Raw genomic sequence first — 14,533 nt, forward strand, 5'->3', positions numbered from 1 at the left:
TATATATACTACTAGTTTCTGAAAACTTAATAAAGAAAAAAAGAATAGATAAACTAACTAGATTATTCTTAGTATATAGTTTATTTATTACATTGGTATATATTTATCAATATAAATTCATGTAAAATTTAATTATGTTTGGAAGTGATAGTTTGAAAAGAGATTCCTTATTTAAAGGAACATTTATTTTAAGTGTTAGTTTAATATTAACGAAAATAATTGGTTTGATTTATATTATTCCGTTTTATGTGATAATTGGCGGTCCGGATAATATGATTCTTTTCAATTATTCTTATAATTATTATGTCTTAATACTAGAATTATCATCGGCAGGGATACCTTTAACTTTGGCTAAACTAGTATCAAAATATAATGAAGAAGGAAATTATGTAACTAGTAGAAAAATTGCAAAAGTCGGATCAACTATTTTATTAGTAACTGGTATTTTAGGATTTTTATTTTTTATATTTGGCTCTGATTATTTGGCAGCTCAGACAATAGCTACTGCTGATAAGAAATTGTTATATAGTGTTGATGAATTATCATTAGTAATTAAAACTTTAAGTTTGGCACTGCCTTTTGTTATGATAAGTTCTGGCTTAAGAGGAATATTTCAAGGACATGAGATAATGATGCCAACAGCAATGTCTCAATTTGTAGAACAAGTAATAAGAATTGTAGTTATGCTTGTTGGTGCATATTTAGTGATGAACATATATGGTAATGTAGTATATGCTAACGCTGTTGCCACTTTGGCTACTGGTATAGGAGCAATAATATCAGTATTAATATTACTATATTATTATAGAAAATATAAAAACTCTTTGGACTTTAACCAAGATAATAATGTATATTCTAATGATGTAAGTACATTTAGTATTGTTAAAGAAATTTTTTATGTTGCAATACCATTTATGATAGTTTCTTCATTTTTCTCTATCCTAACATTAATTGATCAAAATACTTTAATTCCTGTTATGGATAAAATAAATTTAGCTCATGTAGCAGAAAAAGAATTTAATATTTATAATAATTTTGTAAACAAATTAGTTATGATTGCAGTGTCATTAGCGCCAGCTTTTACAGGAGCTTTCTTGCCAGCTATTACTAGACTTTATGCAAAAAAAGACTTTGATATGCTTAGTGAACAGATAAATAAAGTTTTATTAGCATTGTTGATGTTAGTTATTCCCGCTTTAGTGGGGATGTACGCACTAGCAGAACCTCTGTATTTAGCTTTTTATTCTCCAGAGCCTAGAGCAGTTTATTTTATGCATATTTATATTCCACTAGCATTGTTATATTCATTATATGGAATGACTGGAATTATTATGCAGGCTATAGATAAGCAAACATTAAATGTTTTAATAATAATCTTAGGGTTACTATTTAAATATTCATTGAATGAACAATTTATTCTGAAATTCGAAACTAGTGGTGCTATATTCTGTTCAATGCTCACATATATTTTAATGATATTTTTGAACATAATGGTAATACATTTTAAAATAAAATTAAAACTTGGACAATTTATTTCAAATTTAACCAAGATTTTTGTTTCAAGTTCTATTATGTTTATATTAATATCTGCAATTTATGACGCTATAATTAGTAATTTTAACATTGTTCAAAAAATAGACAGTGTTATTTTAATCATGATTTGTGCCACAGTAGGTAGTATAATTTATTTCTTTGTACTAACAAAAATGAAATTTTTAAAATATTTATTTGGTAGAAATATAAGTATACTAGCTATAGTAAGGAGAAGATAGTGAGATTAGATAAGTATATTAGTAGTAGCAGTTTGTTAACTAGGTCAGAAGTAAAAAAGGTTATAAAAAAAGGCGTTTTAGTTAATGGAGAATTAATAAAAAAAGCAGATTACAAGGTTGATGAATTAACAGATATTATAGAAGTTTTGGGAGAACGGCTAGAATATAGAGAGTTTATTTATATAATGTTAAATAAGCCACAAGGTATAATTAGTGCAACAGAAGATAAGATTGATAAGACAGTCGTTGATTTGTTAGAAGATAGAGATAGGATTTTAAATCCTTTTCCAGTAGGTAGATTAGATAAAGATACAGAAGGATTAATCTTGTTGACAAATGATGGAGATTTAGCACATAAATTATTATCTCCGAAAAAAGATATAACAAAAAAGTATTATGTCGAAGTAGATAAAGATTTAAACGATAATGATAAAGAATTATTTTTTAAAGGTATTATTCTAGATGACGGATATTTGTGTAAGAGTGCTAAATTGGAAATAATAAGTAATAAAAGGGCATATTTAACCATTTCTGAGGGGAAATTTCATCAAATAAAAAGAATGATGAAAGCTATAAACAGAAAAGTTACTTATTTAAAAAGATTAGAGATAGGGCCGTTAATTTTAGATGATAGTTTACCTTTAGGTAAATATAGGCATCTTTCTAAAAAAGAAATAAATAATTTACAAATAATAAAGGAGAAATAATATGACAATAGATTTTAAATTAGAAGCATTGAAACAAAAAGAAGAATTATTAACAGATTTATTTGAATTATTGAAGATTCGTTCAATTTTGGGTGATGATATAACAGAAGAAACTCCTGTAGGAAGCGGACCGAAAGAAGCACTAGAATTATTCTTGTCGTTTGGAGAGCGTGATGGATACAAAACTAAAATTGTTGATAATATAGCAGGCCATATTGAAATAGGCAAAGGTGACGATTTATTTGGTATTTTAGGGCATGTTGATGTAGTTCCAGTTAATGAAAGTGAATGGACAACACCACCATTTTCTCCAGAAATAAGAGATGGTAAAATTTTTGCTAGAGGTGTTCTTGATGATAAAGGTCCTACGTTAGCTGCTTACTATGCAGTTAAATTGTTAGATAAATTAGGGGTTGAATGGAAAAAACGTGTAAGAGTTATAATAGGTAGTGATGAAGAGACAGGATTTAGATGTGTTAAATCATATTTTGCAAAAGAAGAGCAACCTAGTATAGGATTTACACCAGATGCTATGTTTCCTCTAATATATGGTGAAAAAGCACATGCTAATTTTAGATATAATTTAAAATTTGTAGAAGATAGTCAGGAAAATGACTATAAATTAGTTAAATTAAATGCAGGTTTAGTAAAAAATATGGTTCCTAGTGAAGCAAAAGCAGAGTTGGAAGGAGATATTTCCAATTTAAGTGTTAAATTTAATGATTTTTTAGAAGCGGAAAAACTTTCAGGAGAAATAAAAAATAATACTCTTATAGTTTATGGAAAAGCAGCACATGGATCAACACCTCAATTAGGAGAAAATGCAGCTACAAAACTTGCAGAATTTTTATATAATCTATCATTAGACGTTAATGGTAAGAATTATGTTAAGTTTATTGTAGAAAATATAGCAAATGATCCATTTGGAGAAAAATTAAACTTAAATTATAAAGATGATGAAATGGGAGAAGCTACTTATAACTATGGTATTTTTAGTTATGATGTAAATAGTGCGTTAGTAGAAACAGATTCTCGTTATCCTGCCAAATTTAATTTGTTATATAAACTAAAATCAATTAGTATAGAAAATATAGATATAGATGTCTATAGCAATAAAGAAGCTCATTATGTACCAAAAGAAGATCAATTAGTACAGACATTATTAAAATCTTATAGAAATCACACTGGAGATTATACTAGTGAGCCAAAAGTAATAGGTGGTGGTACCTATGCTAGATGCTTGAAAAAAGGTGTTGCGTTTGGAGTGTTACTTCCTGGAAGAGAAGATACTATGCATCAAGCAGATGAGTATATGTTTGTAGACGATTTAATATTATCTGTAGCAATATTTGCAGAATCTATTTATGAATTATGTTGTAAGTAATAACAAAAGATAATTAAGAATAATATTGACAATTATTTTTAATTGTCTTTTATTTTTTAAAAATAAATTTTTAGGAAAATATTTTATATTAATTATTGTAAACAAATATAAAATAAAGTTTTTTATTAATTGAATATATATTTTATTAAATTTTGTTGAAATATTTTTGATAATTTTAATATTAATGAAGTAAAGTAATCTTGAAAAAAATTTCTAAAAATTGTAAAATAGGTATGCGATGTTTAAGTAATTTATAGGAAAGGAGGGGTAGAGTTGACAAAAGAATATTATCAAATGGGCTGGACACTAGGTGATTACAGTGAAGACTATTACTTTTCCAGGCTGAATAATGATTATTTTATTAAAATAAATACTACCCCTCTAATAGCAGCTCTTTCTGCAGAACAAATAGTACCTAGACTAAAATGGACTAAGCGTCTTAGTAATGGTGATGTAGTCACTGCACAAGATTTTGAAAATGGTAGGAATCTCAAAACAGAAGAGATGACCGATAATAGAATACCAAAAATTTTAAATAAAGTTCATAGCTCACAAAAGATTAAAAGAATTATGCAGGCTCAAGGATACCAAGAGCAAACAGCTTTAAATTCATTTAGTAATTTAAAGAGTGTAATTTCTAAAGAATTATTAGAAAATAAAGATATAGCTATGGCTTTTAATTATTTAGAAAATAATATTCCAAAAGATGGTGAGTTTGCTCCTTGTCATGCTGATTTGCATAAAAATAATTGGTTATTATCAAATTCTAATAAATTGTTTTTAGTGGATTGGGAACACGCTATATTAGGAGATCCTGCTATTGATATATCTTTTATTCTTTATAGATATATCCCACAAGAAAATTGGTCTACGTGGTTAGCAGATTACGGTCTAGAAATAACTTTAAGTTACCGTTTGAAATTAAAGTGGTACATAGTGTTCCAAAGTATGATTATGGTTATTTGGTATTACGAAAAAAGACAACTTTCTGAAATGAACGAATGGTTAGTCTTTATAAATAAAGTATTTTTTGAATATATTTAAATAAGAGATAATAGTAAAATCTGTTATCTTTTATTTTTTTCTTTATTATGGTATTATACTAACAAAATATTATTCTTTATGATATAATAATGATTAATTGGCAGTAGAGAGGATAATTAATGAGTTATAGTTTTATAAATATACATACTAAATCTAAAGTAGTTTTAGAAACAGATAAATATTTAATACATAGAAGAATAAAATCCAATATATCGTATAGTGATAACTATCTAGAAATAAAAACTTTACCAGAATCTACTGAAGATATAGATTACTATGTTTCTTCATGTAGAGATTTTTTTCGTGATAAAGGTGTTAACTTCATTCATTTAGCTTTGCCTGAAGATGCCGAACTTCCTAAAAAATTAGTTAAATACTTAAAAAATGAAGGATTTAATGAAATATCTTTTGATCTTTTTACACTTAATAAAAAGGATACAAATTTTATAAAAGATAGTGATTATACTATAGAGATATTAGATAAAGTTGATTATGCACAGTATCTAGAGTTTAACTATGCTATTGATTTGGAAATAGCCAACAAAGAATGGGCAGATTATAATAAAGATAATATTTATGATAATATTCGATCTGAAAATATTATACAAGTAGTAGCTAAGGATAAAAATAAAATAGTAGGTATTGTTAATATAATATTGAGCGATGATTATTTTGAAATAGATGCACTTTATGTAAAAGAAAATTATAGAAGAAAAGGAATAGCATCACATATTTTGAAGTTTGCTATTGAAGAATTTGATAAAGAAAATATTATATTAGTAGCAGATTCTGCTGACACACCGAAATATATATATCAAAATATAGGATTTAAAAAAGAAGCTTTTCAAAAATACTATTTAAAAAGTCAATTATAGCAACTAGTTATTACTAGTTGCTTATTTTTATAAAAAATAGTAATTAGTGATATTATAATATTGCAAACATAATGGGAAATTGTTATAATTGAATAGCTATATATATTTTATTTAGGAGGGCGTTTATGTCTACAATAGTAATAGTTGGATCACAATGGGGAGATGAAGGGAAAGGAAAGATAACTGACTTTCTTGCAGAAAAAGCTGATGTTATAGCTCGTTATCAAGGAGGAAATAATGCAGGTCATACTATAAAGTTTGATAACAAAACATATAAATTACAGTTAATTCCTTCAGGTATTTTTAATGAAGATAAGTTATCAATTATAGGTAATGGTGTAGTAATTGATCCGAAATGGTTAGTAGGAGAAATAACTAAGTTAAAAGAGACGGGAGTTACGTGCAAAGGTCTTAGAATTTCTAACAGAGCACATGTCGTATTACCTTATCATTTAAAACTTGATGAATTAGAAGAATTACGACGTGGAGAAAATAAAATTGGTACCACAAAAAAAGGTATTGGTCCAGCTTATGTAGATAAATATAAACGCTGTGGAATAAGAATAGCAGATTTATTAGATGCAGACTTATTTAGTAGAAAATTAAAACAGAACTTAGAAGAAAAAAATGAATTATTTGAAAAAATATATGGATCAGAAGGTTTTTCTGTTGATGAAATATTTAATGAATATTTTGAATATGGGAAAAAACTAGCTGAGTATGTAACAGATACTTCAAAATTATTAGAAGATGCAAAAGATAATAAGCAAAACATTTTATTTGAGGGAGCACAAGGAGTTATGTTAGACATTGATCATGGAACATACCCTTACGTAACATCTTCTAATCCTAGTGCAGGAGGAATCACTGTCGGAAATGGTTTTGTACCTACAACGGGACTGAAAGTTTTAGGTATTTGCAAAGCATACACTTCTAGAGTAGGAGATGGTCCGTTTCCAACGGAATTATTTGATGCAGTAGGAGATCGTATAAGAGATATAGGAAATGAATACGGAACAGTTACAAAACGTCCACGAAGAATAGGATGGTTTGATACTGTTGTTATGCGTCATTCTGCACGAGTTTCAGGTATTACAAATTTATCAGTAAACTGTTTAGATGTTCTTAGTGGGTTAAAAGAAATCAAAATATGTACAGCTTACGATTATAATGGAGAAATACTTACAGAATATCCAGCAAATGAAAATATTATCAAAGATTGTAAACCTATATACGAAACTTTACCAGGTTTTTCTGAAGATATTACAGGTGTAACTTCATTAGAAGAACTTCCTGATAATGCAATAAATTACCTAGATAAAATAGAAGAATTAGTAGGTGTGAAGATTTCTGTATTCTCTACAGGACCTGATAGAACACAAACTCATTTATTAGAAGATTTGTGGCAATAATTTAATAAGGAGCTTACTAGCTAATTTGTAACAAATAAGTAATAAGTTAGTGGTAAGCTCTTATATTATTAAAGTTAAAAGAAACTGATGATATAAAAATATTTTTAATATTAAATTGAAAATTTATTAATAGAAGCATAAAGAAGAGGTAACAATGAAAGATTATTTGATAAGAGGGCTAGCACTAAATAAAGAAGTTAGATTTTTTGCAACCAAAACTACAAATTTAGTAGAAGAAATAAGAAAACGTCATAATGGATATCCTACAGCAATGGCAGCAGTAGGAAGAGTTGCTACTGTAACTGCTATGATGGGAGCAATGCAAAAAAGTGGCGATAGTGTAGATGTAAGAGTACGTGGAAATGGAAAGATAGGTAAAATACTTGCTACAGCTAATGAATTAGGAGAAGTTAGAGCATATGCTACAAATATGCAACTTCATTTACCTAGTAATGATCAAGGGAAATTAGATGTTAAAGGTGTTGTTGGAACGACAGGAGAAATAGTCGTTATAAAAGACTTGGGGTTGGTAGATAAATATACTACAACATCACCAATAGTTTCTGGAGAAATAGCAGAAGACTTTACATACTATTTTGCAATGAGCGAGCAAGTTCCATCTGCAGTATCTTTAGGTGTTTTAGTAGATGTAGACAATACAATTTTGGCAGCAGGAGGATTTATTATACAAGTTCTACCACAAGCTAGTGAAGAAACTATTACTAAATTAGAAAATGTAATAGCAAATATCAAGCCAATATCTACATTAATTAATGAAGGAAATACCTTAGAAAATATAGTAGAATTATTATTTGGTGATGATTATACTATATTGAATGAAAATAATATAGAATTCAAATGTAATTGTTCGAAAGAAAAATATTCTTCAGCTTTATTAATTCTAGGAAAAGATGAACTTGTTGATATGTTAAACGAGGAACAAATAGAGACTGTATGTTCATTTTGCAATAACAAATATATTTTTACGATAGCAGAAATTCAAGAATTGATTGACAGTTTATAGTAATAGATTGATAATAAAAAACAATTTCAATTTCTATTGAGTTTTTAATAATATTTTGGTATCATATATAGAAAAATATAACAAATTAAGGAGAGTAACTGTGAAACTTTTAGAACAAATGGTAAAAAATGATGGCAAGATATATTCTGGCAATGTCTTAAAAGTAGATTCGTTCATAAATCATCAAATAAATGCTAAACTTATGATGGATATGGCAAAATCTTTTTATGATTATTTTAAGGAAGAAAAAATTACAAAAATACTAACTATTGAATCAAGCGGGATAGCTCCAGCTATATTAGTAGCTAGTTTATTTGATGTTCCTATGATTTTTGCAAAAAAAAGTAGACCTATAACATTAGATCATAATTCTTTCTATTCAGCAGAAGTCCATAGTTACACTAAAAATATAACAAATACAATAATTGTTTCAAAAGATTTTTTATCTAAAGAAGATAGAGTTCTAATAATAGATGATTTTTTGGCAAACGGACAAGCAGTTTTAGGGCTATCACAGTTAGTTAATCAATCAAAAGGAAAAGTAGTAGGTGCAGGAATTTTGATTGAGAAAAGTTTTCAAAATGGAAGAAAATATTTAGAAGATAATGGTATTAAAGTATGTTCTTTATGTAGAATTTCTTCGTTAGAAAACGAAAATATTGAATTTAACATAGCAGATGACGAAATTAGATAGGAGAAAATTATATGTGGGAAAATAAATTTAAAAAAGAAGGATTAACATTTGATGACGTACTTTTAGTACCTGCTAAAAGTGATATATTACCTAAAAAAGTTGACTTGAAAGTAAATTTAACAGATAATTTAAGACTATCTGTACCTATTTTATCCGCTGCAATGGATACAGTAACAGAACATAAAATGGCTATTGCTATTGCTCGTGAAGGTGGATTAGGAGTAATTCATAAGAATATGACTATAGCTGAGCAAGCAGAAGAAGTTCTAAAAGTAAAACGTTCAGAAAGTGGTGTAATAACAGATCCATTCTATTTAACACCAGAATGTTTGGTAGAAGATGCAGAAGATTTAATGCAACGTTATAAAATTTCAGGAGTGCCGATAGTAAATAATAAGCAAGATAAAGAATTAGTAGGTATACTAACTAATCGTGATTTGCGATTTTTAACAGAATACAGCACACCTATAGCAGACGTAATGACAAAAGAAGACTTAATTACAGCAGCAGCTAATACTACATTAGATGAAGCAAGCTATATTTTACGTAAACATAAAATAGAAAAATTACCGTTAATAGATGAAGAAGGTAAATTGTCAGGTTTAATTACAATAAAAGATATAGAGAAATTGGCAAAATATCCTAATTCAGCAAAAGATAGATTTGGTAGATTATTAGTAGCTGCTTCTGTAGGTATTACAGCAGATACTTTTGAAAGAGTTGAAGAACTTGTAGCTGCAGGTGTTGATGCTATAGTTGTAGATACAGCGCATGGGCATTCAAAAGGTGTAATTGACTTAGTAAAAGCTCTTAGAAGTAACTATTCAGAATTAGATATAATAGCCGGGAATGTTGCAACAGGAGAAGCGGCTAGAGAATTATTTGAAGCTGGAGCAGATGTAGTAAAAGTTGGAATTGGTCCAGGATCTATATGTACAACACGTGTTGTGGCAGGTGTTGGGGTTCCTCAAATAACTGCAATTTATGATTGTGCTACAGTAGCTAGAGAATATGGTAAAACTATTATCGCAGATGGTGGTATAAAATATTCTGGAGATATAGTAAAAGCCTTAGCTGCTGGAGGACATGTAGTTATGTTAGGTTCTATGTTAGCAGGTTGTGATGAATCTCCAGGAGAATTCGAAATATTCCAAGGAAGAAGATTCAAAACTTATAGAGGTATGGGTTCTTTAGCAGCTATGGAGAAAGGTTCTAAAGATAGATATTTCCAAGAAGATGGTAAAAAATTAGTTCCAGAAGGAATAGAGGGAAGAACACCTTATAAAGGACCACTAAGTGATACTATTTATCAGCTAGTTGGAGGTATTAGAGCAGGTATGGGATATACAGGTTCAAGAAATCTAGAAGACTTACGTGAAAAAGCACAATTTGTTCGTATGACTGGTGCAGGTTTAATTGAATCACATCCTCATGATGTTCAAATTACCAAAGAATCACCTAACTATTCAAAATAACATTTACAAATAAATGTTATTTAATTGTAGAAATATTGTAAATATAACTAGTATTTTAAAATTGTAACTAATATAAATAAATGTTTTCAAAATAGTGATAATTGACGTTATACAGCTGATAATTATCACTATTTTTATTGTTTTTGAAATATAAATTTTTCAATTTAAGTAAAATTATAGTAATCATTATAAAATAAACTATAAAATCTATTGACCAATAAAAATGAAAACATTATAATTAATATAGCATTGGAAAGGAGGGATTCCTATTAATAAAAAAATAATTTCATTATTAACGGTATCATTATCTTTTGTTATATATGAGAATTATTGTAATGCAGAGTATGAAAATTATAATAGCAATTTAGAATTTTTTAATAATAAAATAGAGACAGTAATGATACCTAGCAATAGGGACACTAATTTTACTCCTAAATTAATAATTAATTCACAGGCTAATAGTTTTAATTCTTTGAGTTATACTGTTAGCAATTTGGATTTAAGACGAAATATATATAATTATATAATAATATATAAAATTAACAATCAATATTTAGAAGAAATAGCAAGGTTGCCTATAACTAGCAATGGAGAATATACTATTTCTGATAAATCAATATTAGACAAGTTAACTTACAATAGCAAACTATTTTCTAGAATAGAAAGTTATTCTGTACAAGATGGAAGTATAGTAAAAGTAGGAGAAAGTACTAATAGTAATTTTGTATATACTCCTAAAGAATATACTTTGGAAATTTTAGAAGATAACAAAAATGTATATACTAACAAAATAGTAGATGTTAAAAGTGTAAATAACAATCAACTAAAAATATCTTTTTCTGAATTGAAAAAGTATGATGTAGATAAATACTATACTTATAATGATAGTACAATTTTGGTTGATGGGAATAAAAAAAATATTATCGACAACACGTTATTATTGAATTATTTTGATAATAAAATAACTGTTAATTTAAAAAAACAAGAAGATAATTGGTCACAAGTAAATATAGTTTATCCTGATATATTTAAAGATAGTAATAGTAGCTTTACTGTGAAAAATAATAGTACTATTAAAGATTTACTTAGCAATATAGGTAATTATCAAGATATAGCAAGGCGTTATAATTCAGAAAATTATACATTTTTAGATTATTTTATTGATGATAAGAGTATTGCTTCGTATGCTGGAGCAATAAATAATGCGACAAAAATTACGGCAAAATATAATACCAAAATAACTATAGAATCTGAAATAAAAACAGAAAGTATATATATGAAAACAGGTGACAAATTATCTAATATAGATTTTAGTAGTCACAATCAAAAACATTACAATATTGTAGGTTATAAGATTATAGATAATAGCACAAAGTCTGAGAAAGATGTTTCTTCTTTGGACGATATGGTGGTAGAAAACAGTATAACTATAAAACCAATCTACAAAGTAAAAACTAAGAAATTAATGCTTAGACAAGATGATTATAATAAACGTTTTGGTTTAGTATCGTCAGAACTTGAAAATAAAGACATTGATGTACCAGAAAATCAACCTATAAACAAAGTTTTAGAAAATTTAAAATCGCAAATATCGCCTAAGGAAGGATATGAACTACAGTACAGAATTAATAGAAAACCTGTAACAGAAGATACGTTCATAACAGAAGATATAGTTGTAGAAATATACTTTAAAAAGATTGAAGAAGATTGGGTTAGTATAAAGTTTGTAGGAGTAGGGATTGATAAGTTTTTATCTGACGGTCAAGATGTGTATGCTGGAAAGAAGATAAATAGTATTAATTTACCAACAAGTCAAGAAAATAATAAAGACTTTTTAGGTTGGTTAGCTAATATTGATTACAATATAGAAATAAATAATAAAATAATAAAAAAAGATAAAGATTCTATATTGAAGACTATAGATTTGCAGAATGTTATCACTGAAAAAAGAAAAAATTTGATTTTTACGGCAGTCTATGTTAAACATTACGATATTACCATTGATACTGACGGTAATGGAACATTAGAATTAATTAATAATAATTCGAGTAATGTCTTTACTGTTAAGCAAGATTATAGTATAAAAAATACGTTAATAAATAAAAAATTGTTATTATTTCCTAAATCACACTACAATTTTTCACATCTCACTTCAACATTACCAGTATTAGTAGATAATGGTAATGGCGAAGTTAAGATAATAAACAAAGGTGAAAGAATTAATTTACAAGATTTTTATAATATTGTACCGAAACAAAATTTAACTTTTAAGGTACATTTTAAATTTTATAATGGTATTTTAGACTTAGAAAATATAAAAGAATATGAAGAAGATATTTTTGGAACTAATGATAACAATTATAATAGCAGTATAGAATCTGTGTTGGGTCCACTTTATTTTTTAAGATAAGAGGTGTATATGAATATAGATAAAAATCAATTAGCATTGAATTTTGAAAAAAACGCAACTACGAAAATTAAAGATATTTTGGATACGGTAATTGATTATAAAGATATGATGCTAGCGTACGATTGTGCTATAAAGGAAATCGAAACTAAATTAGATATACTTAATTCTGAATTTAAGGTAAGACATCAACGTAATCCGATAAGTTCTATACAAACTAGATTAAAAAGTACAATAAGTATTTTTGATAAGGTAGACAGGAAAGGTATATCTTTGGATAGAGAAAGTATAGAAGAGTATATAGAAGATATAGCTGGAGTTAGAGTTATTTGTAATTATATTGATGACATATACAAAATTGCTACTGCTTTGATTAGACAGAATGATGTTCAGTTAATACACAAGAAAGACTATATAAAAGATCCTAAATCAAATGGGTATCGTAGCTTACATCTTATAGTAAAAATTCCTGTATTTTTCGCAGATACAACTAAAAATGTAAAAGTAGAAATTCAAATCAGAACTATAGCTATGGACTTTTGGGCTAGTTTAGAACATCAAATGAAATACAAAAAAGTACAATTAGATGATGATAACTTTATATCTAAAGATTTAAAAGAGTGTGCAGAAATTATTTCTAAAACAGATATAAAAATGCAACATATAAGAGAAGAAATAGATAAATTAAAATCTAATTCTAATGAAGAGGACGAATTACTAGAAAAATTGAAAAAAATTGATTTTTCTATATTATAATTTAATATTCCTAAAAAATATATTGACTATCAACTTTTTATGTTGACATCTCTAAAGATATATTATATAATCATTATTGTGTTTATGGGGTGATATTTAATGAAATGGTTAAGATCTTCTTTATTCAAAGATAATAGTGATAAATTTGTTTTTGAAGAAAAAATAGATATTAAAATTGACAATTTTGATTCAGCATTAAAAGGAATTAACGATGTAATAGTCAGAGGTACATTGACTAGAAATGGTCAAGATAAAATAATAGTTAATTTGAAAATTAATGGATTTTATAAAGTATTATCTAGTAGATCGTTAAATGTTTTAGAAGTCCCTTTTGAAATAAATGAAAGGGAAGAATTTATAGATAAAACTATCCTTTATGGTGAGAATGATTATGATACAAACACTATGGATATGTTTATAGACATAACGGATTTAGTAAATGAGTTAATAATCATTAATGTACCAACAAGTTACTATTTAGAAGATGAGCTTGTTGATAAACCTAGTGGTGAAGGTTGGGAATTAGTATCTGATGAAGATTATATTGAAGAAGAGAGAAAGGATAATCCTTTTTCAGCTTTAAGTGATATGTTTAAAGAGAAGTAATTCTCATAATTTAAAATATATTGGAGGAAATTAACTATGGCAGTTCCTTTTAGAAGAACATCAAAAACAGCTAAAAGAAAAAGAAGAACTCATAAAAAATTGTCTGCACCAGCTATTACTTTAGATGCTCAAAGTGGTAACTATGTTATGGGTCACCGTATCGATAAAAAAACTGGTATGTACAAAGGTAGACAAGTTCTAGATGTAAAATAATTAAATATTACCTAAGCAACCTAGAGATAGGTTGCTTTTTTTTATTTAATAGAAACTAAAATCTGCACTATTGTTTAGTACACATAATTTATAGTAATAAAACTATATGTTATAAATTTAAACAATATGACTAGGTATAGAAAATATACTAGGTGATATTTATT

At 27.1% G+C, this 14,533-nt stretch carries 13 protein-coding genes; all 13 read left to right on the top strand.

Annotated features, from left to right (window positions below; genetic code table 11):
- Nucleotides 1–152 precede the first annotated feature (152 nt).
- The 13 genes from HZY83_RS05735 to rpmF all read left to right on the top strand — a co-directional run bounded on the left by HZY83_RS05735 (nt 153) and on the right by rpmF (nt 14,369).
- Nucleotides 153–1,772: a putative polysaccharide biosynthesis protein gene (locus HZY83_RS05735; protein WP_179943100.1), complete on the top strand. Its 1,620-nt coding sequence runs from the start codon at nt 153–155 to the stop codon at nt 1,770–1,772.
- Nucleotides 1,772–2,479, top strand: coding sequence for a pseudouridine synthase (locus HZY83_RS05740; protein ID WP_179943101.1), 708 nt, complete (start codon nt 1,772–1,774; stop codon nt 2,477–2,479). The genes HZY83_RS05735 and HZY83_RS05740 overlap by 1 nt, the downstream gene beginning before the upstream one ends.
- Before the next feature lies 1 nt (nt 2,480).
- Nucleotides 2,481–3,863 (top strand): dipeptidase PepV, encoded by a 1,383-nt coding sequence (gene pepV, locus HZY83_RS05745; RefSeq protein WP_179943102.1) that lies wholly within the window; start codon nt 2,481–2,483, stop codon nt 3,861–3,863.
- A gap of 273 nt (nt 3,864–4,136) precedes the next feature.
- Entirely contained in the window at nt 4,137–4,907 is a 771-nt protein-coding gene (locus HZY83_RS05750) for a phosphotransferase family protein (RefSeq protein WP_179943103.1), read from the top strand.
- 119 nt (nt 4,908–5,026) lie between these two features.
- The gene (locus tag HZY83_RS05755; RefSeq protein WP_179943104.1) at nt 5,027–5,782 is read left to right on the top strand and encodes a GNAT family N-acetyltransferase; all 756 of its coding nucleotides are present in this window, start codon (nt 5,027–5,029) and stop codon (nt 5,780–5,782) included.
- A gap of 125 nt (nt 5,783–5,907) precedes the next feature.
- Nucleotides 5,908–7,194: an adenylosuccinate synthase gene (locus HZY83_RS05760; RefSeq protein WP_179943105.1), complete on the top strand. Its 1,287-nt coding sequence runs from the start codon at nt 5,908–5,910 to the stop codon at nt 7,192–7,194.
- A gap of 154 nt (nt 7,195–7,348) precedes the next feature.
- Entirely contained in the window at nt 7,349–8,218 is an 870-nt protein-coding gene (gene hslO / locus HZY83_RS05765; protein ID WP_179943106.1) for an Hsp33 family molecular chaperone HslO, read from the top strand.
- Between the two features lie 100 nt (nt 8,219–8,318).
- Nucleotides 8,319–8,912, top strand: coding sequence for a xanthine phosphoribosyltransferase (locus HZY83_RS05770; protein WP_179943107.1), 594 nt, complete (start codon nt 8,319–8,321; stop codon nt 8,910–8,912).
- A gap of 11 nt (nt 8,913–8,923) precedes the next feature.
- Nucleotides 8,924–10,387 (top strand): IMP dehydrogenase, encoded by a 1,464-nt coding sequence (gene guaB / locus HZY83_RS05775; RefSeq protein ID WP_179943108.1) that lies wholly within the window; start codon nt 8,924–8,926, stop codon nt 10,385–10,387.
- Nucleotides 10,388–10,784: 397 nt separating this feature from the next.
- Nucleotides 10,785–12,797 carry a hypothetical protein gene (locus tag HZY83_RS05780; RefSeq protein WP_179943109.1) on the top strand — a complete coding sequence of 671 codons (2,013 nt, stop codon included), beginning with the start codon at nt 10,785–10,787 and terminating at the stop codon, nt 12,795–12,797.
- Between the two features lie 9 nt (nt 12,798–12,806).
- Entirely contained in the window at nt 12,807–13,550 is a 744-nt protein-coding gene (locus HZY83_RS05785; protein WP_179943110.1) for a GTP pyrophosphokinase, read from the top strand.
- 99 nt (nt 13,551–13,649) lie between these two features.
- Entirely contained in the window at nt 13,650–14,156 is a 507-nt protein-coding gene (locus tag HZY83_RS05790; RefSeq protein ID WP_179943111.1) for a DUF177 domain-containing protein, read from the top strand.
- A gap of 36 nt (nt 14,157–14,192) precedes the next feature.
- Nucleotides 14,193–14,369, top strand: coding sequence for a 50S ribosomal protein L32 (gene rpmF / locus HZY83_RS05795; protein ID WP_179943112.1), 177 nt, complete (start codon nt 14,193–14,195; stop codon nt 14,367–14,369).
- Nucleotides 14,370–14,533: the final 164 nt, after the last annotated feature.

It is taken from the genome of Gemella sp. GH3, from assembly GCF_013415425.1.
Classification (GTDB): Bacteria; Bacillota; Bacilli; order Staphylococcales; family Gemellaceae; genus Gemelliphila.

What these genes read in the sequence shown, in the direction of transcription:
- pepV (WP_179943102.1), top strand. Translation starts at nt 2,481, where the DNA reads ATGACAATAGATTTTAAATTAGAAGCATTGAAACAAAAAGAAGAATTA.
- HZY83_RS05755 (WP_179943104.1), top strand. Translation starts at nt 5,027, where the DNA reads ATGAGTTATAGTTTTATAAATATACATACTAAATCTAAAGTAGTTTTA.
- HZY83_RS05760 (WP_179943105.1), top strand. Translation starts at nt 5,908, where the DNA reads ATGTCTACAATAGTAATAGTTGGATCACAATGGGGAGATGAAGGGAAA.
- hslO (WP_179943106.1), top strand. Translation starts at nt 7,349, where the DNA reads ATGAAAGATTATTTGATAAGAGGGCTAGCACTAAATAAAGAAGTTAGA.
- guaB (WP_179943108.1), top strand. Translation starts at nt 8,924, where the DNA reads ATGTGGGAAAATAAATTTAAAAAAGAAGGATTAACATTTGATGACGTA.
- HZY83_RS05780 (WP_179943109.1), top strand. Translation starts at nt 10,785, where the DNA reads ATGATACCTAGCAATAGGGACACTAATTTTACTCCTAAATTAATAATT.
- HZY83_RS05785 (WP_179943110.1), top strand. Translation starts at nt 12,807, where the DNA reads ATGAATATAGATAAAAATCAATTAGCATTGAATTTTGAAAAAAACGCA.
- HZY83_RS05790 (WP_179943111.1), top strand. Translation starts at nt 13,650, where the DNA reads ATGAAATGGTTAAGATCTTCTTTATTCAAAGATAATAGTGATAAATTT.
- rpmF (WP_179943112.1), top strand. Translation starts at nt 14,193, where the DNA reads ATGGCAGTTCCTTTTAGAAGAACATCAAAAACAGCTAAAAGAAAAAGA.